Genomic DNA, 25,674 nt, shown 5'->3' on the forward strand with positions numbered 1-25,674 from the left:
GCGCTGTGGGGGCTGGCGTGAGTGCTGCGCTACTATCGCACTCATCATTCGCGGGAGGTTCAGACTTCGATGGGTCAGTCCCAGGAACTGCAGCTATTGGTCGAATTGGTCCGCGCGGGCAGCCTGTCCGCGGCGGCGCGCGAGATGGGCGTTACCACGGCCGCCATTAGCAAACGGTTGGCGCAGATCGAAGATCGACTGGGTGTGCGCCTGCTCAATCGCAATACGCGCAGGCTGAGCCCCACGGCGGAGGGTGAGCTGTATCTCGAGAACGCGCGGCGCATCCTGCACGATATCGAACACCTCGACCAGCTGATTGCCAGCCGTCAGACGCACCCGCGTGGTCGTTTGAAGGTGAATGCGCCGCTGGGCTTTGGGCGCACCTATATTGCCCCGGCCATCGTTATGTTCGCGCGCCATTATCCCGAGGTCGAAGTGCAGCTGCTATTGACTGACAGCCCCGGCGATTTCGTACAGGATGCTTTCGATGTGGCCATACGCTTTGGCGACATCCCGGACACGCGGCTGATTGCCCGCCGTATTGCGCCGAATCGTCGGCTGGTCTGCGCTTCGCCCGATTATCTGAAAAAGCATGGGCGTCCGATGACGCCGCAGGACCTGGCCAAGCATCAATGTATCGTGCTGCGCCAAAATGATGACCCGTATGGGCTGTGGCGTTTTACGCGCGGCAGCGAGACCGAGACGGTCAAGGTGCGCGGTGCGTTGAGCAGCAATGATGGCGAGGTCACCTTGACCTGGGCGTTAGCGGGCCTGGGTATCTTGCAGCGTGCGGAATGGGATCTCGCGCGGCATCTGCGGGCGGGGCGGCTGGAGCTGCTGTTGCAGGACTATGCCTTGCCGCCCGCGGATATCCACGCGGTGTTTCCCGAGCGTCTTCATTTATCCGCCAAGGTACGGGTGTTCATCGATTTTCTGGTCGACTATTTTCGCTCGCGGCGCCAGCGAGGCGAAGGCGCGTCCTGGTAGTCAGTTCACCTTTACGTTGGCTTCTTTCACGAGCTTGGCGTAGGTGTCGGTATCGGTCTTGATACGTTGCGCCATTTCCGCACTGCTGTCGCCAATCGGTACGGCGCCGATCTCCGCCATGCGCTGACCGAACTCGGGCGACTTCAGAATCTTGACGAGCTCGGTATTGAGTTTGGATACGACGTCAGGGGGCGTGCCCGCCGGTGCTAGCAGGCCGAACCAAGTACCCATGTTGAAGCCCTTGAGGCCAGCTTCTTGCAGCGTGGGCACATCGGGTAGCGCGGCGGATCGTTGATCGGTGGTCACCGCCAGCGCCCGTAGCTTGCCGGATTTCACGTGGGGCAGCACCGGCGTGATGGTATCGAACGACATGTCGATCTGGCCGCCTAGCAAATCGGTGGTCAAGGGGCCGCTGCCTTTATACGGGACGTGCAATAGCGTCGCATCGCCCAGGGCCTGGAATTGCGCTCCGATCAGATGCTGGCCGGTGCCGACACCATTGGAGCCGAAGGTCAGCTTGCCCGGCGATTTACGGGCGAGATCCAGTAGTGCCTGCACGTCTTGGGCGGGAACCTTTGGGTTCACGACCAGGATGTTGGGGACCAACGCAACGGTCGTGACGGGCACGAAGCTTTTTTGGAAATCGTATTGCAGGTTGGGATAGACGCTGCTGGCGATGGTGTGATGCACCGCGCCCATCAGCAAGGTGTAGCCGTCTGGCGTGGCTTTGGCCACATAGTCGGCGCCGAGCGTGGCGCCCGCACCGGGCTTGTTCTCGACGATGACCGATTGCCCCAGCGTTTTGGACAGTTCCTGGCCCAAGGCGCGCGCCAGCACATCGGTGGTGCCGCCCGCAGGGAAGGGCACGATCAGGTTGATCGGTTTGGCGGGATAGTTCTGTGCCTGTGCCTGTGCCACGGCCGCGAAGCTCAAGCCGGTTGCGCATAGCGCGGCGGTCAGCGTGGCACGCAGGGTTTTCTTTGCCAGTTTCATGATGTCTCCTCGCTTTTATCGATATGGGCCGACGGTTGCTCGCGTGGCGACCCGAAGGTCGCGGCGAGTCTTGATGTCGTTAAGCGGCGACGGCCTGCGTCGCGCTCTGTTTAAGGATCTGGCAGACCGCTTCGGTCACTTGCGCCGTGGTGGCGTTGCCGCCCAGATCACGGGTGTGCAGCTCGCGGTTAGCCGTCACTGCTTCAACCGCCTGCATGACGCGGCGCGCAGCGTGGTTTTCGCCCAGGTGCTCGAGCAGCATCACCACGGACCAGAACGTGCCGATGGGATTGGCGAGGCCCTTGCCCATGATGTCGAAGGCAGAGCCATGGATGGGTTCAAACATTGATGGATAGCGGCGCTCGGGATCGATGTTGCCCGTGGGCGCAATGCCCAGGCTGCCGGCCAGCGCGGCGGCGAGGTCGCTGAGAATGTCGGCGTGTAAGTTGGTGGCGACGATGGTATCCAAGGAGGCAGGGCGATTCACCATACGGGCCGTTGCCGCGTCAACGAGTTCCTTGTCCCACCGAACATCTGGGAATTCGCGACTGATTTCGACCGCGATCTCGTCCCACATCACCATGGCATGGCGTTGTGCGTTGGATTTGGTGATGACGGTGAGATGTTTACGCGGACGCGATTGCGCCAGACGGAAGGCGAATCTCAGGATGCGTTCGACGCCTGCGCGCGTCATCATCGAAACGTCGGTGGCCGCCTCGATCGGCAGGCCTTGATGCACCCGCCCACCTACGCCCGAGTATTCGCCTTCGGAGTTTTCGCGCACGATGACCCAATCCAGTTGGTCGGGCGTGCAGCGCTTGAGCGGGGCGTCGATGCCGGGCAGGATGCGCGTGGGACGCACATTCGCGTATTGATCCAGGCCTTGGCAGATTTTCAGTCGCAGACCCCATAGCGTGATGTGGTCAGGGATGTCCGGATCGCCCGCGGAACCGAACAAAATGGCATCCTTGTCGCGCAGCGCGTCGAGTCCGTCGGCCGGCATCATGATGCCGTGCTTGCGGTAATAGTCGCCGCCCCAATCGAAGTTCTCAAACTCGAAGGCAAACGATTTGTCGGTTTCGGCTAGCGCCTGCATGACGGCCTGTCCGGCGGGAATGACTTCCTTGCCGATGCCATCGCCGGGGATGGTTGCGATACGGTACGTTTTCATAGGCTGACTCCTGCTGGCGTTGATCGCCAGGTTATGCGTCAGACACTGTACCGATCGGGAATGCACGCGCACGGGCGCGGATTCAAAGCATTGTTAACCTGCAGGTTAACGTATAGATCAAAGCGCGGTCGGCGGGATAGTCCCGGCCGACCGACGAGACCGAATTAGTCTTGGCGCGACGTGACTTCGACCAGGTGATAGCCGAATTGCGTCTTGACCGGGCCTTGCACAACGTTCAGCGGGGCGCTGAAAACGACTTGGTCGAATTCGCGAACCATCTGACCCGGGCGGAACGTGCCCAGGTTGCCGCCGTCACGGCTGGACGGGCAGGAGGAGTTTTCGCGGGCGACTTGCGCGAAGTCGGCGCCGCCTTCAATGGCGGCCTTGAGTTCGTTGCATTTGGCTTCGGTGGAAACGAGGATGTGGCGGGCGCTGGCTTGTGCCATGAAGGGCTCCTGATAAACAAGTGAAGAATAAAGGACTACGGGCAAATGATACCCGCTCCGCTCGTGCGGCCTGATAGCAGGGCTTTAGAGCGCGCTTGTGGTTGCCTAGTAACGTTTTCTAACCCTAGGACTTTCCCCTAGAAGCTCCATGATGGTGCAGGCTCGACGGGCCATGCTGATAGTTGTGACCGCCCAACCACAGAACGCGTAAGTGATTGTGAAATCAAGGAAAATTTAGGCACCCGTCACGGCGGGAATACGCGCGCCGGCATAACATTCCTAAAAGGAATGTTAAGGGTGTAGTTTAATTCCCTTTTAGCCTGTATCAGTTTTTTGCATGATCGAGTCTTCCGGAGACCGAATTCCATGCAAAACGCCTCTACCTTTACCGTCAACGCAGCCGCACCCGTGCTCAGTGCCGAGCTGGCGCAAGCTTTCCAGGGCATTGTCACGCCCCATTTGAGCGACAACCTGCACCGCCAGAGCGGCGTAGTCGGGCTGCACCGCTATAACCGCAAGGGCAAACTGGTCGGCACCGCGCTCACGGTGAAGACGCGTCCAGGCGACAACCTCTTTATCTACAAAGCCATGACGCTGATACAGCCGGGCCATGTCTTGGTGGTGGATGCGGGCGGTGACGTGAATAATGCCTGCGTGGGCGAACTGATGAAGCTCTACTTGCAGCAGCGCGGCTGCGCGGGCTTGATCGTCAACGGCGCGATCCGCGACGTGGTGGCGTTCGAAAACGATTCGTTTCCCTGCTATGCACGCGGGCATGTGCACCGTGGACCCTATAAAGATGGCCCGGGCGAAGTCAATGTGCCGGTGACCATTGGCGGTCAGGTGATCCAGCCCGGTGATGTGATCGTGGGCGATGAGGACGGACTGGTGTCCTTCCCCGTGGCGCAAGCCGAAAGCCTGATCGAAAAAGCCCGCGCCCATGCCGCCAAGGAAGAGCGCATCATGGCCGAAATCGCCACGGGCGCGGAGCAACAAAGCTGGTTGCACCCCGTGTTGCAAGCGAAAAACCTCCTGTGAGCCGCATCATGTCTGCAAACACCACCACCGCTACATCGTTTCTCGCTCAGCGCATGAGCGTGATCAAACCCTCGCCCAGCATGGCGGCCAAGCGCCGTGTCGACCAGCTGCGCGCCGAGGGCAAGGAGATCGTCGACTTCACCATTGGTGAACCTGATCTGCCCACCCCCGCCCATATCGCTCAAGCCGGTATTGCCGCGATCCAGCGCGGCGCGGCCAAGTACACCGCGTCAGCCGGCATTCGTGAACTGCTCGTCGCTGTGCAGCAGAAGTTCCAGCGCGAGAACCAATTGTCGTTTGAACTGGATCAACTCGTTGTCGGTACGGGCGCCAAACAGTTGATCTTTTCGGCGTTGCAAGCCACCCTGAACGCTGGCGATGAAGTCATCATCCCTACGCCGTATTGGGTCTCGTATCCCGATATGGTGCTGCTCAACGACGGCAAGCCGGTCATTCTGCCGACGACCGAAGCGCAAAACTTTAAGATCACGCCTGAATCGCTGGAAGCCGCGATCACACCGCGGACCAAGTGGCTGTTGTTGAACGCGCCTAACAATCCATCTGGTGCAATCTATACCGAGGCCGAGCTCAAGGCGTTGCTGGATGTGCTCGCGCGCCATCCGCAGGTGTTGCTGATGGTCGATGAGATCTATGAGCACTTCTGTTATGACGGCGTATACATATCGGCACTGACCGTGCGTCCGGAACTCGCGCCGCGCGTCATGCTCGTCAACGGTGTGTCCAAGGCATATGCGATGACCGGCTGGCGTATCGGCTATGCCGCCGCGCCCGCTTGGTTGGCCAAGACCATCTCCACCTTGATCTCGCAATCGACCTCGTGTGCCAGCCAAATTTGCCAGATCGCGGCAGCCACCGCGTTGACGGCCGATCAGCAATGCGTGGCCGACACGGTGACGATTTATAAAGAGCGCCGCGACACGATTGTGCGCATGCTCAACGACATTGAAGGCATGTCCTGCGCCAGCCCTGCCGGCGCGTTCTATGTGTTCCCCAATGTTCAAGGTTTTGTTGGCAAGCAAACGCCTGACGGCAAGACCATCACGAACGATCTGGATTTCGTGCACTATCTGCTGGACGCTGCCGGCGTCGCGGTTCTCGACGGCACGGCCTACGGTAACCCCGGCTATCTGCGTATGAGCTTTGCCACCGACCTTGAGACCATCAAGACCGGTTGCGAAAAAATCGCGCAGGCTTGCCGCCAACTTCAATAACACCACACGCAAGGAAGGAAATCATGGTTAAGAAGCAAATGCTGAAGTATCTGCCTCTGGTGGCTTGCCTGGGCATGGGTAGCGTCGCGCACGCTGACGCGCTGTCGGACATCAAATCGCGCGGCACCCTGGTGTGCGGCACGCTGGGTACCTCGGAGCCCTTCAGCTTCCAAGACCCGCAGACCCGTCAGGTCGTCGGTTACGAGATCGACCTGTGCAAAGCCATCGCCGACGATCTGGGCGTCAAGCTCGATGTGAAGATGATCTCGGTGGCTGCCCGTATTCCGGAACTGGCCGGCGGCCGCGTGGACGTCGTCGCCGCGAACCTCGGTTGGACGCCCGAGCGTGCCAAACAGATCGACTACAGCTACCAGCACTACGTCAGCCCGCAAAAAATTCTGCTGCGTCGCGATGATGCTGGTTCGCTCAAGACCAACGCCGATTTCGCCGGCAAGCGCGTGAGCGCGGTGGCGGGTTCGTCGTCCGAAGCGGGCGCCAAGCGTTTGATCCCCGATGTCACGACCGTGACCTTCAAGGATCCCCCGACCGCTTTCGTGGCCCTGCAACAGCGCAAGGTGTCCGGCTTTGTCGGTTCGGAACTCATGCTGTTGAAGTTCAAGCAAGACGCCGAGAACTCGCCCGTCCAACTGGAACTGATCGAAGAGCCGCTGTTTGTCGAGCCGTGGGGCATCGGCATGCGCAAGGGTGAATCCGCGCTGCAAGCCGAAGTCAACAAGACGCTGACCAAGCTCGAGAACTCGGGCGAGATGCAAAAGATCTTTGATCGCTGGTTTGGTCCGGACAGCAAGTTCCCGACCAAGCGGGTGTTCAAGGTCGAAGAAATCAAGGGTTAATCCCTCGAAGGCGGGTAGCTACTTATGAACTACACATTGGATTTCGGTGCGTTACTTGATAATGGCTACCCGTCCTTGATTTGGGGTGGCTTGCTCACCACCCTGAAGATGACCTTGCTTGCCTGGATATTGGCATTCGCACTCGGCAGCCTGCTCGCCGTACTGCGCATGTTGAATATCCGGGTGTTGAACTACGTGATCATTACGTATGTGGCCTTTCATCGGAATGTGCCGATGCTCGTCCATATCCTGCTGTGGTATTTCGGCGTAGCGGCCATCATGCCGTTGGCGGTCGAGGATGTGATCAATCACATAGGCGGCGAGTTCTTCTACGCCACTATCGCTATCGGTCTGGTGACAGCGGCTTATGTCAGCGAGGATCTGCGCAGCGCGATTCGCGCGATTCCGCGCGGTCAGATGGAAGCGTCGCGCAGTCTGGGTCTGAGTTATCTGCGCACGATGCGCAAAGTCATACTGCCGCAGGCTTTCAAGATCGCCATTCCTCCTTTGACGAATCAGACGCTGCTCTTGTTCAAGAACACCAGCCTGGCCATGGCGATCGGCTTGATCGAGCTGACAGGCGCGGGCCGCGAGATCGAATCCGCGACTTTCAAGACGTTTGAGATCTATACCGTCGTGACACTGATGTACCTGGCCATTTCGCTGCTGTTGATGGTGGCGGGGGCTTATCTCTCTAAACGGGTCGCGTACGTGGCCAAGACCCGGTGACCGCCATGCTGGAAATTCTCTCGAATAACTGGTTGTTGTTGCTCGTTGGCCAGTGGCCGCACGGGCCCATCGGTGGCCTGGCCGCCACGGTGGGTTTGGCGGTGATGAGCCTGTTGCTGGCGTTCCCGTTGGGCGTATTGCTGGCGTTGGGCCGCATCAGCAGCCATAAGATTTTTTACTGGCCGGCTACGGCCGTCGTGTATCTGGTGCGCGGCTTGCCGCTCATCATGTTTATTTTCTGGGCCTATTTCTTCCTGCCGCTGTTGATCGGGAACTCCGTCAGTGGCGTGATGACGATGGTGGCTGCTTTGGTGTTGTACGAGGGAGCCTATCTGTCGGAGATCATTCGCAGCGGCATCCAGGCCTTGCCTGCGGGGCAGATGGAGGCCGGGCGCTCGTTGGGCTTGAGCCATATGCAGACGATGCGCAAGATCGTGCTGCCGCAAGCGCTCTACAACACGATCCCGAGTATGCTCAGTCAGTTTATCTCGACGGTGAAGGAAACCTCGCTGGGTTTCGTCATCAGCGTGCACGAGTTGACGTTTGCCGCCGCCCAGGTCAACAACATTTTGCTGACCAAACCGTTTGAAGTCTTCGCGCTGCTCGCGCTGACCTATTTCACGCTGAACCTGATTCTCACCGGCGTGGTCAAGCTTGTAGAACGCCGCATGAACGGCACCCGACCCGTCGCAGCCTAGGGCTCACTTATGATCGAATTCAAGAACGTCAGTAAATGGTATGGCGAGTATCTCGCCCTGGACAATATCAACGCGCGCGTCAAAAAAGGCGAGGTGCTTGTGGTGTGCGGGCCTTCGGGGTCGGGAAAATCCACACTGATTCGCACGGTCAACCGGCTTGAGCCCATCCAGGAAGGCAGCATCACTGTTGACGGCACGGATGTCTATAAGTGCGGCTCGATCGACGATATGCGCAGCCATATCGGCTTTGTTTTTCAGCAGTTCAATCTGTTCCCGCACATGAACGTGCTGGAAAATTTGATGATGGCGCCGGTGCTGCTCAAGCGTATGAATAAAGCCCAGGCGCGCGAGCATGCGCATGAGCTGTTGCAACGAGTCGGCATGGGGCACAAGGCCGACGCGTATCCGGGTCAGCTCTCTGGCGGTCAGCAGCAGCGTGTCGCGATTGCGCGCGCGCTGGCGATGAAACCGCGCATCATGTTGTTTGACGAGCCCACCAGCGCGCTCGATCCGGAAATGGTCAATGAAGTGCTGATGGTCATGAAGTCACTCGCCGCCGAAGGCATGACCATGGTTTGCGTGACGCACGAAATGAACTTCGCGCGCGAAGTCGCCGATACGGTCTGGTTCATGGACGCCGGCCGTATCGTCGAACAAGCGCCGCCCAAGGAATTCTTCGAGCAGCCGCAGACCGACCGCGCACGCAAATTCCTGGCCGATATCCGTCACTAAGCCTTCAGCCCGCCATAGGGCTGAGAAAAATCCGCGACGTCGCGCGCTATGCGCGCGATTTCCTGATAGAACATGCTGTTGGATTGCTTGGTGTACATCGCGCAATACAAGGACGTCGGCATGACTTTCGTGCTACGGGCCACGATCAGCTTGCGGGTGGCAAAGAGATCCGAGAAATAGTCTTCCGGCATACACGCCACTCCGAAGCCCGCCACCGCCATGCCAGCCATGGCCTGCAGGCTGTTGATGGTGAACAGATTCGACTGCGGGGTATGAGGCGCAAACCATTCGTCGTAGATCGCGTTCAGGCCCGACTCGGGATCCTGGCGGATCACGTTCAGACGCGACAAGTCCTCGGGGGTGTAGATCTTGCTGGGCGAGATCACATCGGGGCTGCCCGCCCAGACGAAACTGACCTGCCCGATAGGCTCGGCCTCCAGATGCGGATTGCGTAGCTCGCTATGCAAGATCGCCATGTCCAGCTGCCCCTGCAGCAAGCTTTGCTGCAGATGCCAGGCCAGGCCGATTTTGGGCTGCACCACGAGTTCGGGAAATAGCGTGCGCAGCTCGGTCATGAGCATGGGCAGCCATGTCATGGCGGTGATTTCCGTGATGCCCAGGCGTAGCGAGCCGGTAAAGGGCTTGAAGCCCTTTAACTTCAGCAGCATCTGATCGCGGCGACCTAACAGGTCGGCCGCCATGTTCAGCAGGTCTTCGCCCGTGCGTGTGAGCGTGGCCTTTTGCCGTCTGCGATCAAAGATCTGAATATTGAAGCTGGTTTCAAGCTCCTGTATCCGCTTGGTGATGGCGGACTGAGTGGTGTTGAGCCGCTCGGCCGCATTGGCGAAACTGCCCAGTTGGACCACCCAGTACAAGGCTTCGATTTGCTTGAAGGTCAGCATCGTGAGCCGCGTGCAACGTTGCTTAGTCTACTGACGCGCCGGAGCGCTTGACAGCCGTGCCCCATTTGGCGACTTCTTGTTCGACGAACGTTTTGCCTTCTGCCGGCGTGTAGACCAACGGTTGGCCGCCGCGCTCTTGCAGCGCCTGGGTCATCTCGGGCGACTTCAGGATGGCATTGATTTTTTGGTTGAGGAAGGTGACGATCTCGCTGGGCGTTTGCGACGGCGCGAACACCATCGCCCAACCCACGGCTTCGAAACCGGGCAGGCCCGACTCGGCCACGGTCGGCACGTCCGGCAGCTGCGGCACGCGCTTGGCGGTGGTGACGGCCAGCGGCACGGCGGATTTGGTGCCGATATGCGGCAAGGCGGCCGTGACCGAGTCCACCATCAGCGGCACATGGTTGCCGAGGAAATCCGCTTGCGCGGGGCCACTGCCCTTGTAGGGGATGTGGCGGATTTCCACCTTCGCGTCGGCCTTGAACATCTCGGCCGACAAGTGCTGCGTGCCGCCAATGCCGGCGCTCGCATAGGCCAATTCGTCCGGGTTGGCGCGGGCTTTTTCGATCAACTGGGGCAGTGTTTCGATCCCGCTTTTCGGGTTCGCCAAAAACACCAGCGGCACGGTAAATATGCCGCCCACGGGGACAAAGTCGTTTTGCAGCGAATAGCCGGGGTGGCTGTAGAGGGTTTGGTTCACGGCCGCTGCACTGCCGCCCACCACCAGGGTGTAGCCGTCAGGCGTGCTGCGCGCCACGAACTGCATGCCGATATTGCTGCCGGCGCCGGCCTTGTTCTCGACCACCACGGGCTGACCGACTTCCTTGGCCAGCTGCTCGCCCAGCATGCGGGCAAAGATGTCGGTTGCCTGTCCGGGAGGGAAGGGCACGACCAGATTGATGGGCCGATCCGGGTAGGCGGCGTGGGCGGCGCTGGCCGCGCTCAGGATCAAGCCGGCCATGATCGAGGCGAGGCGGGGTAAGCGTGACGACATAAAAGACCTATGAATGGCTGAAACAGGAATTCGAATAACTATCAGGAAGACCGAATCATAAGGCCCCCGGCGCGTGGATGGGCGTGCATTGTCCCCGGGATGGACGGCGAGATTTTCAGCTCGCGTTCAGCTTAATGTAAATAATTCCCATTTAGACTCGGATTCGCGTTTAATGCAACTTGTGATTACAGACCGCCGTTTTGGCCCTTCGCCATCCACTTTTTGAGAAGCCCGAATGCAATACATCAGAAATCGAAAGTGCGCGCCCGTTCGTATGCCCAGCCAGACCACGCTAGCCGCCGGCGCCGCGGCTTCGGTGCTAACCACGCTGATGCTGGGGCAGCCAGGCGTCGCGCTGGCGCAAACCGCGGATAACGCCGCGGGCGTCAGCACGTTGTCGCCGGTCAAGGTCATGGGAGACGACACCACGGGCTATAAAGCCGGCAAGCTGGATTCCCCTAAATTCACCCAGCCGCTGGTCGATACGACGCAGACGGTGCAGGTCATTACCAACCAGCTCATGCGCGACCAGCAGGCGACGACGCTTGCCGAAGCCATGCGTAATGTGGCGGGGGCGGGCACTTTCTATGCCGGAGAAAACGGGAATACATCGACCGGGGATGCGATCTACCTGCGCGGTTTCGATACGTCCAACAGTATCTATGTGGATGGCATTCGCGATATCGCCAGCGTGAACCGCGATATGTTCAATACGGAAGCCGTCGAGGTGATCAAGGGGCCGTCAGGGTCTGACTACGGCCGCAGCGCGCCCAGCGGCTCTATCAATTTGATCAGCAAGCAACCGAAGCTGGATGACAGCTTCGACGCCAGTCTGAGCGTGGGCAGTGCGCGCTACAAGCGTTCTACCCTGGACTGGAATCAAAGCCTGGGCGAGACCTCGGCGTTCCGGCTCAATGTCATGGGCCAGAAGACGCACGTGGAGGGCCGCGACGAGGTGAAGAACGACCGCTGGGGTGTGGCGCCGTCATTGGCATTCGGGCTCGGTACGCCCACGCGCGTCTATCTGGACTTTCTGCACGTCAAGCAGACCAACGTGCCCGATGGCGGCGTGGTCACCATTGGTCTGCCAGGCTATAGCGCGCCGAGTTCTGCGCTGTCTTTCTTGAATGACGCGTCCAAGGCGGACACCAACAACTTCTACGGCACGCAATCGGATCACGACTACATCACGACCGATATGGCGACCTTGCGGTTCGAGCACGATATCAACGAGAAGGTGACGGTGCGCAATATCACCCGCTGGGCGCGCACCAAGCAGAACTATCTGCTGACCGCGTTCATGGCGGGCGCCTCGAACCTGACCATCGGCAACCCGAACGACCCATCGACATGGTATATGGCGCGCACGCCCAACCAGCGAAACTCGAACAACCGCATCTGGGCCAACCAGACCAACGTCACGGCGAAGTTCAATACGGGTACGCTTAAGCACGACCTGAGCGCGGGGGTCGAGTTCATGCACGAGATGCAGGACACCTTCGGCATGACGGCGCCCACGCTTCCCCCCGTCAGTATCTATCATCCGGATAACAGTATCAGCGCGAACGGCATCCATAACAATGGAGCTAACTCGCACGGCACGACCGACACGATGGCGGTGTATGCCTTCGATACGATCGACCTGACAGACTCATGGCAGATCAACGGCGGCGTTCGTCTGGACCACTATCGCACCAAATTCGATAGCGCGACGGCTTGCGGCGGATCGGGCCGCGGCGCCATTGCGTGCAATGGCGCGGCCGTGGGCACGCCCATCACCACGGTCGATGAGCGCATCTCTGGCAACCTGTTTAACTGGAAACTCGGCGCCTTGTACCGGCTGACGCCCAACGGCAACATCTATGTGAACTACGGCGTGTCGCAGCAGCCGCCGGGTGGAGCGAACTTCCAGCTTGCCGCCGCCGACACTGGCAGTAGCGCCAACCGCGTGGACTTTGCCCCGCAAAAGGCCAAGACCGCAGAGCTGGGCACCAAGTGGGAGCTGTTCGATAACCAACTGCTGCTTAGCGCCGCGCTGTTCCGCACGGAGGTCAATAACGAGGTGCAGCAGGATGCCGATGGCACGTACAGTCAGACCGCCAAGAAGCGCGTCGAAGGCATCGAGCTCGGTGCGTTCGGTCAAATCACTCCCAACTGGTCGGTCAGCGCGGGCTACACCATTCAAGACGCCAAGGTTAAGAACAGCGCAGCGGTCAGCAATGATGGCTCCAACAACCTGAGCTATACGCCCAAGCACGCGTTGTCGCTGTGGAGTACCTATCGCCTGCCGCGCGGGTTCACGGTCGGTGGTGGCGCGCGTTACGTCGGCAGCATGAAACGCGGTACGGACGGCTCCGTGGGCACGCCCGATCGGGTGGAGTCGTATTGGGTGTTTGACGCGATGGCGGCTTATGAGGTCAACAAGAATCTGGACTTCCAGTTCAATGTCTACAATCTCTTTGACAAGGAGTATGTGGCTTCCATCAACAAGAGCGGGTATCGCTATTTCCCGGGCGCGCCGCGCACCGTGATGTTGACGGCCAATATTCACTATTGATGTGATCGTCGCGTGAAGCTGCCGCCGCGGTGGTGATTCCCCGCGGCGGCGCCGCGTTTTAAGATGGATGCTCATCCCGCCGGATAGCGGCGCGCGTAATCAGGAGCCTTCAGCATGCTGCATATTCCTCAAGTGCTTACCCCCGACGAGGTACGCGAGATGCGCGCTCGTCTGCACGACGCGCAATGGGTCGATGGCCGCGCCACGGTGGGCACACAAGGAGCCGTGGTCAAACGCAATCGGCAACTCGCGGAGTCGTCGGCGCTGGCTCGTGAGCTAGGCGAAATCGTATTGCGCGCGCTGGCCCGCAACCCTTTGTATTTCGCCGCCGCCTTGCCCCTGCGCGTGGTGCCGCCCTTGTTTAATCGGTATGAATCCGAGGAAACCTATGGCTTTCATGTCGATGGCGCCGTGCGCAGTCATCCGGCGGCACCTGGATGGTTGCGCACCGATCTGTCGGCCACGCTGTTTCTATGCGAACCTGACGAATATGACGGTGGCGAACTGATTGTGAAAGACTTGTATGGCGAGCATCTGGTCAAGCTGCCTGCCGGCGACATGATTCTTTATCCCGCCAACAGTCTGCACTGCGTGACAGCGGTGACTCGCGGCGCCCGTGTCGCGTCCTTTTTTTGGATTCAAAGCATGATCCGCGAACATGGTCGCAGACAGATGTTGTTTGAACTGGATCAGACCATTCAACAACTGCGCATGCAGCTGGGTGAGACCGAGCAGACGCTGTCGCTCACCAACTGCTATCACAATCTCTTGCGCGAATGGTCCGAGCTTTGAGCGGAGCACGCAATGTGCTCCGAGCGCATGACGTGCGTTAGTCCACCATCTGCGCGAGCGAGCCTTCGATCAGTTTCTTGTAGTGAACCGAGGGGAATTCGATGAGCGGTTGACGATACTGGCTCCACATCGCACGGTCCTCGGCGGTATGGAATATCTGCGGCTCGGGCATGGCGGGCCAGGTCGGCACTTCGAACCACAAGCGCAACAAGTGACGGCGATTCTCCAGTTCCGGCGCGTCTTGATAGTCGGTGCGGCCATGCACCATCATGCGGTTATTCAGGAATTGGATATCGCCTTCCTTGAAACCCATGTCCAGGTACAGCTCCGGTGAGGCCGCGACTTTGCGTACGCGATAGAGCGCTTGGGACTCTTGTTCGGTAAAGGGAATCTGACCGCTTTTTTCCGCCAGCCGCGCGTATCCCGTCGGCAGATAGCAGGTGACTTCGTCGTTTTGCTCGTAGAAAAACGGTACGCGGTCCTTGCTGAATGTGCGCGTGGCGCGGCGCCCGTCTTCGTCGGCGCGCTTCAGATAAAGGCCATTGGCCAGTGTCTCCAACAACTCGGGATATTGTTCGGCCATGACGTTATGTACCGCCAGCGCGCTTGCAATACGGCTTTCACCGCCCGATATGGCGGACTTCAGACACATCAACCCGATGATGTCGCACGAGTCGGTGTGCATCAGCTGGCCGCCGCCTTTGCGATAGCCGCGTGACTTCGGCTCGTAATCGCTCACGTCCATCACATGACCCAGGATATCGCCCAGATACGACTGGGTCATGGGCTTGCCGATATACGAACCCAGGCCAAAGTAGATGCGCGTCATATCGTCGTCGGAATACTTCTCGCGGGGCAGGCCGCGCAGCATCAGAAAGCCCCGGCCATAGCGCAAGCGTACGGTCAGTTCGCGCATCAGATCACCGACCTTGTCCAGCGGGAATGTCTCGGGTGTGATGTCCGGGAAATCCACCTCGCCCAGCGACAGTAAGTGCTTTAGCGCGAGATCGATTTCTCGTAGTTCGGAATCCGAGAGGATATGCAGACCTTCCTTCATCCAATCGATGGCGGGGCCTTTCCATACGCCGGCGCCTTCGAGTTGTGTTCCGATTTTGCTCATGTTCAGTCTCCTGGACGGATGCGGCCGCAGTGGCTCATTGTTCGATAGGGGCAGCACACGCGGCTTGCGGTGCGCGCTGGGTTTGGGGGGCGGGGTGCTGGTACACGGCGCCGTCGGCGATCAGCTGCTCGAACCTGTCCTGGCCGAGCAGCTCGATCAGACATTCGGCACTGTGTTCGCCCTTCATGGGCGCGGGGCGGCGGAACTGGCCCGGCGTGCTCGACAGGCGCGGCACGATGTTGTGCATGGGCATCATGCCGATGTCGTCATCGGGCAACTGCACGAGGCTCTCGCGTTGCACCACGTAGGGGTCAACCATCAGGTGCGAGGCGTCATAGACCGGGCCCACGGTGACGTCGGCCTCTTCGAAGATGCGCAGGTTCTCGGCCAGCGTGTGACGTCCGACGAACTCACCCACGATCGCATCGACTTCTTCGACGTGTTCCAGCCTCGCGGCCACGGTGGCGTAGCGTGGGTCTTTCAGCACGTCGTCGCGGCCGATGGTGTGGAACAGGCGCGCGCACATCGTGGCCGTCGAGGTGGATACGCACACCCATTCGCCATCGGCCGTGCGATACGTATTGCGCGGTGCCGTGGTACTGGAGCGGCTGCCAGTGCGAGCCTTGACATTGCCCGTGATTTGATAACTGGCTGCCTGCGGGCCGAGCAGCGAGATCAGAGGCTCGAACAGCGACAAGTCGATGACCTGACCGCCTCCGCCGTTGAGCCGATCATTCCATAGCGCCACCATGGTGGCGTTGGCGCCATAAAGTCCTGCTGCCATGTCGCCGAGGAAGAACGGTGGCAATACCGGTTCCCGGTCGGCAAAGCCATTGATCGCGGCGAAACCCGAATAGCCCTCTACCAGCGTGCCAAAGCCTGGCCGGCGGCGATAAGGGCCGGTCTGGCCCCAGCCCGAAATCCGCACGATGACCAGCGAAGGATTGATGGCGTGCAACACCTCGGGGCCCAGACCCATATCCTCCAATACGCCAGGGCGGAAACTTTCCACCAGCACGTCGGCGGACTTCGCCAGTTCTTTCAGGATCTCGATCGCGCGTGCGTGGTGAAAGTCGAGGCAGATGCTGCGCTTGTTACGCGCATAGACCTTCCAGAACGTTTCGACGCCGCCCGACTGAAATGCGCGCAAGCTATCGCCCGAGCTGGGTTCGACTTTCATCACGTCGGCGCCGAAATCGGCCAGCTGCAACGTCAGCATATTGCCGGCGACGAGCCGCGATAAATCGACCACGCGCACGCCGTGCAATGGGCCGCGCGCTTGGGCATTGAAGCGTTTGGCGGGGAGCTTGTTGGGCAGCGGTGTTCGGGAGTTGTCCATGCTTGTCTCTTCCATCGTTAAGGGGGCGGCCGTTGTCAATGCGTGGTGACTGTTGAATTCGGGGCGAGTGCGCAGTACCGCAGAATGGCATCGACGTCTTCGCATTCATCCATGTTGCCGATCAGGGTCGCGACCTTCCGGGCGGCATGGTCGCCAATAACGGGTGCGGCCAGATGCAGAAATTTCTGTTCGACTTGCTCGTCGCTCATGGGCCGGTCAGGCTCGCCGGGCGGCTCGTCGGATTCGGCTGTCAACGTGCGGCCGTTCTTTAGTGTCACGCGAATCTTGGCCGGACGCTTGTCCGGGTAGCGCGCCTCGCAGTCTGGGTCTACCGAGGTGGTCACGCGGCTGCAAAAGGCAGTGATATCAGGGTCCGCGCGTGTGGTTTCATCGAACTCCGCCGGTGTGAGCTTGCCGCGAGCCAGCGCCGCCGCGAGTGAGTAACGCATACTCATTTGGGCGGTCGTCATCTCGCTCCATCCGGGCATGCCATGCGCGGCGGCCACGGCGTAGGTGTCCACATGAATGGCTTCGACCTCGGCCAAGGTCAGCCGATGTGCTGCGCGCAGTTCCAGCAGGAGTTCGGTAGGCGCGTGGATGTGGCGGCAGCTGGAATAGGGTTTCAAATAGCACTGCGTGACCAGGAGCTGGTCAGGCTTGCCACCGGCTTGCAGAATCTGCAGGCCGGCGTAGTCGTGCTGTCCGTTGTCTGCACCGGCATGCGAATGGAAGTAGCCGTTCGTGGATTCCAGCGCGTCAGGCGGCCCAACCAAACCATGCTTGGCCAGAATGGCGGCGAACAGTCCCTCGCGCGCGCCCAGGCCACCATGCAGACGTTTGACGTCTCCCCCATCCAGAAAGGTAAACAGGCCGGCCGACGAGCTGGCGGCGATGCCCATGGCGCTTTCCATCCCGATGGCATCGAAGTTCAATAGTTTGCCGGCCGTGACGGCGGCGGCGAATACGCCTGCCGCCGAGGTGGGATGAAAGCCGCGCCAGCGCGTCCGAGGATGGGTAGCGGCCGACAAGCGGCATGCGATTTCATAGCCTACTGTCATGGCAGTCAGTACGTCTCGACCCGATACCTTCAGGCGCGCACCCAGCAGCAACGCGGGCGGGACGACTACGCAGCCCGGGTGCATCATGCCAGGCCGATAGCCGTCATCCAGCTCCAGCCCATGCGTGGCCGTACCCATCAGGTGCGCGGCGGCCAACATGCCCAGATCGCGCATGTCGCTGCCGGGCAGGGCCGTCGGCATTTCACTGCCCGTTTCTCCCGCGTAACGCAATGCGCCGATGACCGACAAGGTCGCGTGCTGCGGCGCGCCTGCGATAGCCGAGCCCAGGGTGTCGAGAAAATGGCGTTTGGCGTGACGGCGTGCGTGGGTGTCGATATGTTCCCATTGCAAGCTGGCGGCGAAGTGAGCCAGCGCCTTGGTAGGAGTAAACGATGCGGTGGTTTCTCTGAGCCGAGAGAGGCTTTGCTGCACCATGTTCTCCTCCGTCTTGTCATAATGAGATCATTATATCTATGGAAAAGTAAAAGGTACAAGCCTACCCGCGCGGCGGTGGCGCGGCGCGGGTAGAGAGACGAAGTAAGCGGGAGAGTAGAGAGTGAGCCAGCCGCCGTGCGTTCAGGTCGCCTTGCGGTCCAGGCTTATTTTGTAGGTAAAGCGCTTGGAGGGATGGACGTTGATCGTGACTTCGAAGGGCTCGTTTTCTTCGCAGTAATAGCGACGCACGATGCGCAATCCGGGCGAGCCTACGGCGACTTCCAGCACTTCGGCCTGCCGTTCATCGAGCTCGATGGCTTCGAGCTCCTGCTCGATGCGCACGATCTCCAGCCCGTGCCGTTCGCGTATCAGTGAGTAAAACGGCACGTCGTAGCGCGACTTGCGCGTCAGAATGTCGTCGTACGGCGCGCGGATATGAATGATGGTGTCCGCAAATACTTTGTAGGGACCGGCAGAGGAAAGATTGCAGCCCTTTATCAGTTTCCACTTTTGCCCGGCAGCGCAGCGCAGCAGTTCCCGATCGCTGTCGCGCGCGATCAGATCGCGGCGGTCCTCTACTTGAAAACGCGTGCGTTCGCCTTCGTACTGCAACACATCTTTGATTGAGCGCATGGCAACCAGGTAGCTCGCATGTACCTCGCGGGCCTCGACCCGGGTTCCCACCCCGTGCAGGGTGGAGACCAATCCCATGGAGGACAAGCGTTTCAAGGCTTCGCGAATCGTTGTCCGGCTGACCTGGAAACGTTCGATCAGCTCTGCCTCGCGCGGCAAGAGTGTGCCGACGGGAAACGTGCCGGCGCCGATTTCCCGAGCCAAGGTGTCGGTCACGATGAGATACCGGGCGCGCCCGGACGGCGGAGCGCTGGTGTGCAGTGCCATGCGTTCGTTCCTGTGAAGAATCTGTTTTTGTGTGGAGTGGCCAAGCCATGGTGATTCTACTCGAGACCGAAATCACTTATTGACCGTGCGGAATGCCATAGTCATAATGATCTCATTATTTCTAAAAAATCTTCAGGCCCGGTCCGTGTCGCCACGTGCATGGGTGCTGTACGACTACGCAAGTTCGCATTCGTCAGATCGAGGAGAGAGGTATGAGACAGCAGGGCAAAGAGCAGAACCGCGGCCGACGCACGTGGATCAAACATATGCTGGCCGCGACGATGGCCTGTTCGCTGATGGCAGGGTTGCCGCTGTCGGTGAGTGCTGCTGGCAAGGCCGCCGCGTGGCCGACCAAGCCGATACGCATCGTCGTTCCATTCACACCGGGCGGCAGCAACGACCACATCGCGCGCCGTCTGGCGCAATCGTTATCCCAGTCCTTGGGCACCACGGTCGTGGTGGAAAACCGAGGCGGTGCAGCAGGTGTCGTTGGCTCGGCCATGGTGGCGAACTCGCCCCCGGACGGCTATACCTTCCTATTCGTCTCGGCGTCCTTGGCGACCAGCGCCGCCACGCAGAACCCGCCCTATGACACCCTCAAGGCGTTTGATGCCGTAGCTCGCGTGGCGCAAGCGCCCTTCGTCATGCTGGTGCGCAAGGATTTTCCCGCGCAGACGCTCGGCGAATTTATCGAATACGCAAAAGCGCATCCGGGGCAGATCAACTACGGCACCACTGGCGCCGGCGACAGCGGTCACCTTCTGACCGAGCTGTTTAGCTCCCTGGTCGGGCTGAAGATGCAGCAAGTGGGCTACAAGGGCGTCAGCCCCGCGCAAATGGATTTGTTGGCAGGGCGCTTGGATTTCATGATCACGACATTGGCCTCGATCAATGGAACCCAAGCTGCCGAATTGCCCAAGCTGGCGTTCACCGGTACGGCGCGGGAGACGGGCTTTCCCTCCGTGCCGACGGTGCGTGAGGTGACCCAGTTGGACTACGAGCCGCAAGTTTGGTGGGCAGTACTGGCACCGAGCGGCACGCCCGAGCCTATCCTGGACAAGATGAATGCCGAGGTGACTCGTATCGTCGCCATGTCGGACTTTCAGACGTTCTTGGCGGGGTTAGGTGCCACGGCAGCGCCGTCGGATCGCGCGGCCATGAACGCTCAACTCAAGCATGACGTGGAAGTGTTCACCCAGACCGCTAAACGCAGCGGTATCAGCGTGGCGCAGAAGTAAATACGGGTAGGGTGCTGCTACACAGAGACCGCCCGCTTTCGTAAACGTAGTCGCGGGTCTTTTTAAGGGCGTTGATCACGATTGCTCGGTTTTTGTTTGAACGTGGCTGGCCGGATTGTCGGAGTCGCCAGCTGGCCTGCGCGAACGCGTCCAGAGCAGGCTCAACAGTGGCCATACCAGCATAATCAGCGCGGCGGTGGTGATGGTGCCCACCAAGGGATTGGACCAGAACACGTGCAAACCGGTGCCGGGCCCCAGCATGGATTGCCGGAATGCATCTTCCATGCGATCCCCCAGTACCAGGGCCAATATCATCGGTGCCAGCGGATAAGAAAGCTTTTTCAGAACGTATCCGATCACGCCGAACAACAGCATGAACCACACATCCAGCATGGCGTTGTTGACCGAATAGGCGCCGATCGCGCAGACCACGATGATGATGGGCGCGACAATGGCGAATGGGATGCGCAGGATCGCGGCAAACAAGGGGACTGTGCTCAACACCAGAATCAGGCCCACGAAATTGCCCAGATACATACTGGCGATCAGGCCCCAGACAAAATCTTTTTGTTCAACAAACAGCAGCGGACCGGGCTGCAGGCCCCATATCATGAGTCCGCCGAGCAATACGGCCGCCGTCGCTGAGCCTGGGATGCCCAATGCGAGCATCGGCAACAGCGCAGAGGTTCCCGAGGCATGCGCGGCCGTTTCGGGCGCGATTACGCCCTCGATTTCGCCTTTCCCAAACTTGTCGCTGTTGCGGGAGAAGCGTTGCGCCAGGCCATAGCCCATGAACGATGCCGCCGTGGCGCCGCCGGGCGTGACACCCATCCAGCAACCCACGACCGTGCTGCGAATGAGCGTCATCCAATACTTCGGCATTTCTTTCCAGGTCTGCAGAACCACGCGCAGATTCATGCGGCCGCTCTTGCCTTCGAATTTGAGGCCTTCCTCCATGCTGACGAGGATTTCGCCAATGCCGAATAAGCCGATGACTACTACGAGAAAGTCCACGCCGCGCAGCAGCTCTGACCAGCCAAAGGTCATGCGCAGCTCGCCGCTGACCGTATCCATGCCGATGGCGGCCAGGCCAAAGCCCAGCATCATCGAGATAATCGTCTTGAAAGGGGTTTTCTTGTCCGTGCCGACAAAGCTGCAAAACGTGAGCAAGAACACGGCGAAAAATTCTGGTGGTCCGAAGCGCAATGCGAATTTCGATACCAGCGGCGCCAGGAACGTGATCAGCAACACGCCGGATAACGCGCCAAAGAACGATCCCGTAAACGACGCGGTGAGCGCATTGCCCGCGCGGCCCTGCTGCGCCATCGGATAACCGTCGAATGTCGTGGCGACCGATGACGTTTCCCCTGGGATGTTAAACAGAATGGAGGTGATCGCGCCGGCAAACAACGAGCCCCAGTAAATACACGAGAGCATGATGATGGCCGAAGTGGGCGGCATGGTGAAGGTCAGCGGTAGCAGAATCGCCACGCCGTTGGGCCCACCCAGCCCGGGCAGCACGCCGATGATGACCCCCAGTACCAGGCCTATCAGCATCATGCCCAGGTTGTACCAGCTCATCACGGTACCGAAACCCTGCATCAGCGAGTTCAGCTCATCCAATTGTGGTCTCCCTAATGCGGTTCAGTAGCCAAACAGGGCTTCGAGCGGGCCCTTGGGCAATGGCACCAAGAACTGCACCTCGAACATCCAGAACAGCAGCGCGCTCACGCCCACGCTGACCAGCGCCGTCTTTAACCACGGGCACTTACCCAGCAATCGCATAAAGCCCGCGATAAACACCGTGGAGGCGACATAGATTCCCACCATCTGAATGAGCACGATGTAAAGCGCGGTGGGGATCAGCACCATCAGTACGAGGCGGAATCGTGACCAGCTGACAAAGACCTCGGTATTGCGATCACGGCTGAACACCGATTTCAGAAAAACCGCCACGCTCGCGATACAGATGATCAAGCCGATATGAAAAGGGAAATAGCCGGACTCCGGTCCGTCCGGTCCCCATGAGACACCGATATGCTGGTTATCCACCATCATCACCACGCCGATCAAGAAAAACACCACGGCGGTGATTGCATCGACGGCGCTATGTGTCAGTCCTCGCGGAGACGGGCTGTTCTGCGCTTGTTGGTCCATCCTGTCTCCCCCGTTTATTTTTTCGCGGCAAGACCGGCTTCCTGCATCAGGGTTTTATGTTTGGCCTCGTCTTGCTCGAGGAACTTGACGAAGTCTTCGCCTGTGCGAAAGTCGGGTTTGAGCGCCTGTTTGGCCAGGTAGTCTTTCCATTCCTCGGTCTCGCTGATCTTCTTGATCAGGTCAGCGTAATAGGCGGCTTGCTCGGGGGTCGTGTCAGGCGGCAGGAAAAACGCGCGCAGCATTTGATACTGCACGTCGTAGCCGGATTCCTTGCAAGTGGGGATGTCGGCCCAGGACTGGGTTTTGGTGATCTTGTCCTTGAAGGCCATGCGTTCGTCGGCGAACACGCATAGTGCATTGATCTGATCGGCACGCCACTGCGCGATGTTCTCGCTGGGATTGTTGACGTTCGAGTCCGTGTGCTTGCCTACGAGTTGGGTGGCCGCTTCGCCACCGCTCTTATAGGGCACATAGGTGAACTTCACATCGGCCGCTTTTTCCAGTGCGACGGTGATGATCTGGTCTTCCCGCTTGGCGCCCGTGCCGCCCATTTTGAATTTTCCCGGGGGAGCGGCCCTGACCGCTTCGATATATTCCTTCGGGGTTTTATAGGGTTCTTCAGCGTTGGTCCACAAGACGAACTCGTCTTGAGCAATCATGGCGACCGGATTCAGGTCGCGCCAGTTAAAGGGCAGATTGACCGCGAGTGGCAGGGTATAGATGGCGGAAAAGGCCACCATGAGTTTGTGCGGATTCTTGGCCGAGGCCTTGGTATCCATGATCCCTTCCGCACCGCTTGCGCCACCTTTGTTCAATACGACGGTGGACTGCTTCATGAGGTTGTGTTTGAGGATGATGCTTTGAATCGTGCGCGCCATCTGATCGGATGCGCCGCCCGCGCCAGCGGGAACGATGATTTCAACGGAGCGGGTGGGCTCCCACGCATGCGCGGGACTTATGCACAGTCCAGCCAGCAGGGAGGCCGAGGCCCCTATCCAAGTTTTGACAGACAGCGTGCGATTCAGGTGCTTCATCAGTGTCTCCTCCGGGTCATGCCACGGGTTATGTCGTGCTTGCGATACACCTTGTTATTGAGCGGTCCTGCGTGTCCGATTGCTGCGTGTGCTGCGTTCCTTCGTGAATACTCAGGGATTCTGGTTGTGCGTGAAATGTCGGATCGTCAGCGCGCCGAAGGCTGCGCCTGACTGGTTTCCGCGAGGTAATCGAGCGCCACTTGCAGCCCGCCATGGCGATGCGGCACGCCTGCCTTCATCAAGCCCATTTCAACACCGGCCAGCGTGCCACATAGCGTCAGATCATTGAAGTCGCCCAAATGGCCAATGCGGAATATCTTGTCGGACAGCTTGCTCAGGCCCTGCCCCAGCGACATGTTGAAATGGGTGAGGATGGTCTTGCGTAATGCGTCGGCGCTATGGCCTTCGGGCATGACCACGGCCGTGAGCGCAGGGCTGTATTCCTCGGGTTTCAAGCACAGAATCTCCAGACCCCACGCGCGCACGGCACGGCGAGTCGCCTCGGCATGCCGTTGATGACGGGCGAATACGTTGTCCAGGCCTTCGTCCAGCAGCATTCCTATGGCTTCATACAGGCCGTAAAGCAGGTTCGTGGCGGGTGTGTAGGGGAAGTAGCCAGAGGCATTAATGGCCAGCATTTCCTTCCAGTCCCAATACGAGCGCGGCAATTTGGCGCTGTCAGAGGCTTTCAAGGCCTTGGCACTGATCGCGTTGAATGCCAGGCCGGGTGGCAACATCAGACCCTTCTGCGAGCCCGCCACCGTGACATCAACGCCCCAGGCATCATGGCGGTATTGCACCGATCCCAGGGAAGAGATCGTATCGACCATCAGCAAGGCCGGATGGCCGGTGTCATCGAGCGCGCGGCGCACTGCCTGTACATCGCTGACCACGCCGGTCGCGGTTTCATTGTGCACGACGCAAACCGCCTTGATTTCGTGAGCGGTGTCGGCAGCCAGACGCTCGGCAATCTGGCGGGGATCGGCGCCATGACGCCAATCGCCTTGTTGGAATTCCACTTGCAAGCCGAGGCGATCGGCAATGCGCTTCCACAGCGTGGCGAAATGACCCGTCTCCGCCATCAACACCTTATCGCCAGGCGACATCGTATTGACCAACGCGGCCTCCCATCCGCCGGTGCCAGAGGCCGGATAAATGATGACATCCGATTCGGTCTGGAAGATTTTTTTCATCCCTCCCAATACCGCTTTGCCGAGTTCACCGAACTCCGGACCCCGGTGGTCAATCGTTGGATTGTCCATGGCCCGCAGGACGCGATCAGGCACATTGGTGGGACCGGGAATCTGCAAAAAATGACGACCGGACGGGTGCGAATGCAGACGCATCATAAGGCGCTCCAACGTAAATTTTTGGTATACAAGCTGCCAATGTTGTTGAAGAATACGCATCAAACAGTCACGCATGCAAGCATAAATTATGCGGCACCACAGCAATTTTCTCCGGTAAAACGCGGGGTTTTTCGGGGGTGTGCGGTGGAGCAGGCGAGATCGGCCGCAACCATTAATTTTGTATACCAATGAATTTGACACCGTTACTGCCCGAGGCAACATCACCCACCGGTTCGGTAGAAACCACCGATCGCCGCACCTTGCCCAGCACCATCGCTCAACAACTGCGCGACATGATCACTGAAGGGGAATTACCCCCCGGGGCGCGGCTGAACGAGCGCAGCTTGTGCGACAAATTGGAGGTCTCACGCACGCCGTTGCGCGAAGCGTTTCGACTGTTGGCCGCCGATGGCCTGGTCAATCTGCAGCCCAATCGGGGCGCGCAGGTGGTCGCGCTGTCGCCGCAGGATATTCGCGAAAGTTTCGAGGTCTTGGGCGGCCTGGAGGCCTTGTCTGGTGAATTGGCGTGTGAACACATTACCGACGAGGAAATCGCCGAGATCCGCGCATTGACCTTTGAGATGCAAGCCAGTCACGCGCGCCGCAATATGCCGGCGTACTTTCACGTCAACCGCGCGATTCATGACCGTATCAACGCGGCCGCGCGCAACCAGTTGTTGAGCAACGTCTACCAGAACATCAATCTGCGTGTGCAGAGCCTGCGATTTCGCTCGAATCTCAATGCGGAAAAGTGGGACAAGGCGATGTCGGAGCATCTGGAAATGGTCGATGCGCTGGCCGCGCGCGACGGCCAGCGGTTAGGGCGTTTGATGCGCCAGCACTTGCGTCGCAAGGGCGAGGCGGTGTTGGAGGCGCTGGCGCTGGAATCCCAGGCGCCCGCTGGATAAAGATCCGCCGA

The 25,674-nt window shown here is 59.6% G+C and carries 24 protein-coding genes; 11 read left to right on the forward strand and 13 right to left on the reverse strand.

Going from position 1 to position 25,674, the window contains the following annotated elements:
- Positions 1 to 69: 69 nt before the first annotated feature.
- Positions 70 to 987, forward strand: a complete 918-nt coding sequence (locus tag GOQ28_RS06755) for a LysR family transcriptional regulator (RefSeq protein WP_160355901.1) — start codon at positions 70 to 72, stop codon at positions 985 to 987.
- Here the strand turns inward: GOQ28_RS06755 and GOQ28_RS06760 are convergent, their stop codons facing one another.
- The 3 genes from GOQ28_RS06760 to GOQ28_RS06770 form a co-directional block, all read right to left on the reverse strand.
- Positions 988 to 1,980 (reverse strand): Bug family tripartite tricarboxylate transporter substrate binding protein, encoded by a 993-nt coding sequence (locus tag GOQ28_RS06760; protein ID WP_160355902.1) that lies wholly within the window; start codon positions 1,978 to 1,980, stop codon positions 988 to 990. It lies immediately after the preceding gene.
- Between the two features lie 79 nt (positions 1,981 to 2,059).
- The gene (locus tag GOQ28_RS06765) at positions 2,060 to 3,151 is read right to left on the reverse strand and encodes a tartrate dehydrogenase (protein ID WP_160355903.1); all 1,092 of its coding nucleotides are present in this window, start codon (positions 3,149 to 3,151) and stop codon (positions 2,060 to 2,062) included.
- Between the two features lie 164 nt (positions 3,152 to 3,315).
- On the reverse strand, positions 3,316 to 3,597 hold the full coding sequence (locus tag GOQ28_RS06770) for a peptidylprolyl isomerase (RefSeq protein ID WP_160348909.1): 282 nt from the start codon (positions 3,595 to 3,597) through the stop codon (positions 3,316 to 3,318).
- Between the two features lie 366 nt (positions 3,598 to 3,963).
- On the opposite strand from GOQ28_RS06770, the gene GOQ28_RS06775 reads away from it, so the two are divergent.
- The 6 genes from GOQ28_RS06775 to GOQ28_RS06800 are packed head-to-tail and all read left to right on the forward strand — an operon-like array spanning position 3,964 to position 8,880.
- A complete protein-coding gene (locus tag GOQ28_RS06775) occupies positions 3,964 to 4,635 on the forward strand; it encodes an RraA family protein (protein WP_160355904.1) in 672 nt (223 codons plus the stop codon).
- 8 nt (positions 4,636 to 4,643) lie between these two features.
- On the forward strand, positions 4,644 to 5,867 hold the full coding sequence (locus tag GOQ28_RS06780; RefSeq protein WP_160355905.1) for an aminotransferase class I/II-fold pyridoxal phosphate-dependent enzyme: 1,224 nt from the start codon (positions 4,644 to 4,646) through the stop codon (positions 5,865 to 5,867).
- 23 nt (positions 5,868 to 5,890) lie between these two features.
- Positions 5,891 to 6,721, forward strand: coding sequence for an ABC transporter substrate-binding protein (locus tag GOQ28_RS06785; RefSeq protein ID WP_160348906.1), 831 nt, complete (start codon positions 5,891 to 5,893; stop codon positions 6,719 to 6,721).
- A 24-nt stretch (positions 6,722 to 6,745) separates the two neighbouring features.
- The gene (locus tag GOQ28_RS06790; protein ID WP_160348905.1) at positions 6,746 to 7,450 is read left to right on the forward strand and encodes an amino acid ABC transporter permease; all 705 of its coding nucleotides are present in this window, start codon (positions 6,746 to 6,748) and stop codon (positions 7,448 to 7,450) included.
- 5 nt (positions 7,451 to 7,455) lie between these two features.
- Positions 7,456 to 8,148, forward strand: a complete 693-nt coding sequence (locus tag GOQ28_RS06795) for an amino acid ABC transporter permease (protein WP_160348904.1) — start codon at positions 7,456 to 7,458, stop codon at positions 8,146 to 8,148.
- Positions 8,149 to 8,157: 9 nt separating this feature from the next.
- Positions 8,158 to 8,880, forward strand: coding sequence for an amino acid ABC transporter ATP-binding protein (locus tag GOQ28_RS06800; protein WP_160348903.1), 723 nt, complete (start codon positions 8,158 to 8,160; stop codon positions 8,878 to 8,880).
- On the opposite strand, the gene GOQ28_RS06805 is transcribed toward GOQ28_RS06800, so the two are convergent.
- Together GOQ28_RS06805 and GOQ28_RS06810 are read right to left on the reverse strand one after the other, a co-directional pair.
- On the reverse strand, positions 8,877 to 9,782 hold the full coding sequence (locus GOQ28_RS06805; protein WP_160348902.1) for a LysR family transcriptional regulator: 906 nt from the start codon (positions 9,780 to 9,782) through the stop codon (positions 8,877 to 8,879). The two genes, GOQ28_RS06800 and GOQ28_RS06805, sit on opposite strands and share 4 nt — an antisense overlap.
- A 22-nt stretch (positions 9,783 to 9,804) precedes the next feature.
- Entirely contained in the window at positions 9,805 to 10,776 is a 972-nt protein-coding gene (locus GOQ28_RS06810) for a Bug family tripartite tricarboxylate transporter substrate binding protein (RefSeq protein ID WP_160355906.1), read from the reverse strand.
- A gap of 235 nt (positions 10,777 to 11,011) precedes the next feature.
- Between GOQ28_RS06810 and GOQ28_RS06815 the strand changes: the two genes are divergently transcribed.
- Positions 11,012 to 13,333, forward strand: coding sequence for a catecholate siderophore receptor Fiu (locus GOQ28_RS06815; protein ID WP_160355907.1), 2,322 nt, complete (start codon positions 11,012 to 11,014; stop codon positions 13,331 to 13,333).
- Positions 13,334 to 13,447: 114 nt separating this feature from the next.
- Positions 13,448 to 14,125, forward strand: a complete 678-nt coding sequence (locus tag GOQ28_RS06820) for a Fe2+-dependent dioxygenase (RefSeq protein ID WP_160348899.1) — start codon at positions 13,448 to 13,450, stop codon at positions 14,123 to 14,125.
- A gap of 37 nt (positions 14,126 to 14,162) precedes the next feature.
- Here GOQ28_RS06820 and GOQ28_RS06825 read toward each other — a convergent pair whose 3' ends face one another.
- The 4 genes from GOQ28_RS06825 to GOQ28_RS06840 all read right to left on the reverse strand — a co-directional run bounded on the left by GOQ28_RS06825 (position 14,163) and on the right by GOQ28_RS06840 (position 18,977).
- Positions 14,163 to 15,245, reverse strand: a complete 1,083-nt coding sequence (locus GOQ28_RS06825) for a TauD/TfdA family dioxygenase (RefSeq protein ID WP_160355908.1) — start codon at positions 15,243 to 15,245, stop codon at positions 14,163 to 14,165.
- Positions 15,246 to 15,279: 34 nt separating this feature from the next.
- Complete coding sequence (locus GOQ28_RS06830) at positions 15,280 to 16,584, reverse strand: CaiB/BaiF CoA transferase family protein (protein ID WP_236844252.1); 1,305 nt, start codon at positions 16,582 to 16,584, stop codon at positions 15,280 to 15,282.
- Positions 16,585 to 16,619: 35 nt separating this feature from the next.
- Positions 16,620 to 18,077 carry an MmgE/PrpD family protein gene (locus tag GOQ28_RS06835; protein WP_160355909.1) on the reverse strand — a complete coding sequence of 486 codons (1,458 nt, stop codon included), beginning with the start codon at positions 18,075 to 18,077 and terminating at the stop codon, positions 16,620 to 16,622.
- 141 nt (positions 18,078 to 18,218) lie between these two features.
- Complete coding sequence (locus GOQ28_RS06840; protein WP_160355910.1) at positions 18,219 to 18,977, reverse strand: GntR family transcriptional regulator; 759 nt, start codon at positions 18,975 to 18,977, stop codon at positions 18,219 to 18,221.
- 212 nt (positions 18,978 to 19,189) lie between these two features.
- Between GOQ28_RS06840 and GOQ28_RS06845 the strand changes: the two genes are divergently transcribed.
- Positions 19,190 to 20,215 carry a Bug family tripartite tricarboxylate transporter substrate binding protein gene (locus tag GOQ28_RS06845; protein ID WP_160355911.1) on the forward strand — a complete coding sequence of 342 codons (1,026 nt, stop codon included), beginning with the start codon at positions 19,190 to 19,192 and terminating at the stop codon, positions 20,213 to 20,215.
- A 75-nt stretch (positions 20,216 to 20,290) separates the two neighbouring features.
- Here GOQ28_RS06845 and GOQ28_RS06850 read toward each other — a convergent pair whose 3' ends face one another.
- From GOQ28_RS06850 to GOQ28_RS06865, 4 genes are all read right to left on the reverse strand, one after another.
- Positions 20,291 to 21,838 (reverse strand): tripartite tricarboxylate transporter permease, encoded by a 1,548-nt coding sequence (locus GOQ28_RS06850; protein ID WP_160355912.1) that lies wholly within the window; start codon positions 21,836 to 21,838, stop codon positions 20,291 to 20,293.
- Between the two features lie 21 nt (positions 21,839 to 21,859).
- Positions 21,860 to 22,372 carry a tripartite tricarboxylate transporter TctB family protein gene (locus tag GOQ28_RS06855; protein ID WP_160355913.1) on the reverse strand — a complete coding sequence of 171 codons (513 nt, stop codon included), beginning with the start codon at positions 22,370 to 22,372 and terminating at the stop codon, positions 21,860 to 21,862.
- 14 nt (positions 22,373 to 22,386) lie between these two features.
- The gene (locus tag GOQ28_RS06860) at positions 22,387 to 23,406 is read right to left on the reverse strand and encodes a Bug family tripartite tricarboxylate transporter substrate binding protein (RefSeq protein ID WP_160355914.1); all 1,020 of its coding nucleotides are present in this window, start codon (positions 23,404 to 23,406) and stop codon (positions 22,387 to 22,389) included.
- Between the two features lie 146 nt (positions 23,407 to 23,552).
- Positions 23,553 to 24,755 (reverse strand): pyridoxal-phosphate-dependent aminotransferase family protein, encoded by a 1,203-nt coding sequence (locus GOQ28_RS06865; protein ID WP_160355915.1) that lies wholly within the window; start codon positions 24,753 to 24,755, stop codon positions 23,553 to 23,555.
- A 188-nt stretch (positions 24,756 to 24,943) separates the two neighbouring features.
- Between GOQ28_RS06865 and GOQ28_RS06870 the strand changes: the two genes are divergently transcribed.
- Entirely contained in the window at positions 24,944 to 25,663 is a 720-nt protein-coding gene (locus tag GOQ28_RS06870) for a GntR family transcriptional regulator (protein ID WP_160355916.1), read from the forward strand.
- The last annotated feature ends 11 nt before the right edge of the window (positions 25,664 to 25,674 follow it).

Origin of the sequence: Bordetella sp. 02P26C-1, from assembly GCF_009763255.1 — a bacterium.
Classification (GTDB): domain Bacteria; phylum Pseudomonadota; class Gammaproteobacteria; order Burkholderiales; family Burkholderiaceae_B; genus Bordetella_A.

Coding starts and splice junctions, on each gene's coding strand:
- GOQ28_RS06865 (WP_160355915.1), bottom strand. CDS start 24,755: ATGATGCGTCTGCATTCGCACCCGTCCGGTCGTCATTTTTTGCAGATT.
- GOQ28_RS06845 (WP_160355911.1), top strand. CDS start 19,190: ATGAGACAGCAGGGCAAAGAGCAGAACCGCGGCCGACGCACGTGGATC.
- GOQ28_RS06815 (WP_160355907.1), top strand. CDS start 11,012: ATGCAATACATCAGAAATCGAAAGTGCGCGCCCGTTCGTATGCCCAGC.
- GOQ28_RS06825 (WP_160355908.1), bottom strand. CDS start 15,245: ATGAGCAAAATCGGAACACAACTCGAAGGCGCCGGCGTATGGAAAGGC.
- GOQ28_RS06780 (WP_160355905.1), top strand. CDS start 4,644: ATGTCTGCAAACACCACCACCGCTACATCGTTTCTCGCTCAGCGCATG.
- GOQ28_RS06800 (WP_160348903.1), top strand. CDS start 8,158: ATGATCGAATTCAAGAACGTCAGTAAATGGTATGGCGAGTATCTCGCC.
- GOQ28_RS06755 (WP_160355901.1), top strand. CDS start 70: ATGGGTCAGTCCCAGGAACTGCAGCTATTGGTCGAATTGGTCCGCGCG.
- GOQ28_RS06790 (WP_160348905.1), top strand. CDS start 6,746: ATGAACTACACATTGGATTTCGGTGCGTTACTTGATAATGGCTACCCG.
- GOQ28_RS06835 (WP_160355909.1), bottom strand. CDS start 18,077: ATGGTGCAGCAAAGCCTCTCTCGGCTCAGAGAAACCACCGCATCGTTT.
- GOQ28_RS06855 (WP_160355913.1), bottom strand. CDS start 22,372: ATGGACCAACAAGCGCAGAACAGCCCGTCTCCGCGAGGACTGACACAT.
- GOQ28_RS06860 (WP_160355914.1), bottom strand. CDS start 23,406: ATGAAGCACCTGAATCGCACGCTGTCTGTCAAAACTTGGATAGGGGCC.
- GOQ28_RS06765 (WP_160355903.1), bottom strand. CDS start 3,151: ATGAAAACGTACCGTATCGCAACCATCCCCGGCGATGGCATCGGCAAG.
- GOQ28_RS06810 (WP_160355906.1), bottom strand. CDS start 10,776: ATGTCGTCACGCTTACCCCGCCTCGCCTCGATCATGGCCGGCTTGATC.
- GOQ28_RS06840 (WP_160355910.1), bottom strand. CDS start 18,977: ATGGCACTGCACACCAGCGCTCCGCCGTCCGGGCGCGCCCGGTATCTC.
- GOQ28_RS06820 (WP_160348899.1), top strand. CDS start 13,448: ATGCTGCATATTCCTCAAGTGCTTACCCCCGACGAGGTACGCGAGATG.
- GOQ28_RS06785 (WP_160348906.1), top strand. CDS start 5,891: ATGGTTAAGAAGCAAATGCTGAAGTATCTGCCTCTGGTGGCTTGCCTG.
- GOQ28_RS06770 (WP_160348909.1), bottom strand. CDS start 3,597: ATGGCACAAGCCAGCGCCCGCCACATCCTCGTTTCCACCGAAGCCAAA.
- GOQ28_RS06760 (WP_160355902.1), bottom strand. CDS start 1,980: ATGAAACTGGCAAAGAAAACCCTGCGTGCCACGCTGACCGCCGCGCTA.
- GOQ28_RS06805 (WP_160348902.1), bottom strand. CDS start 9,782: ATGCTGACCTTCAAGCAAATCGAAGCCTTGTACTGGGTGGTCCAACTG.
- GOQ28_RS06830 (WP_236844252.1), bottom strand. CDS start 16,584: ATGGACAACTCCCGAACACCGCTGCCCAACAAGCTCCCCGCCAAACGC.
- GOQ28_RS06775 (WP_160355904.1), top strand. CDS start 3,964: ATGCAAAACGCCTCTACCTTTACCGTCAACGCAGCCGCACCCGTGCTC.
- GOQ28_RS06870 (WP_160355916.1), top strand. CDS start 24,944: ATGAATTTGACACCGTTACTGCCCGAGGCAACATCACCCACCGGTTCG.
- GOQ28_RS06795 (WP_160348904.1), top strand. CDS start 7,456: ATGCTGGAAATTCTCTCGAATAACTGGTTGTTGTTGCTCGTTGGCCAG.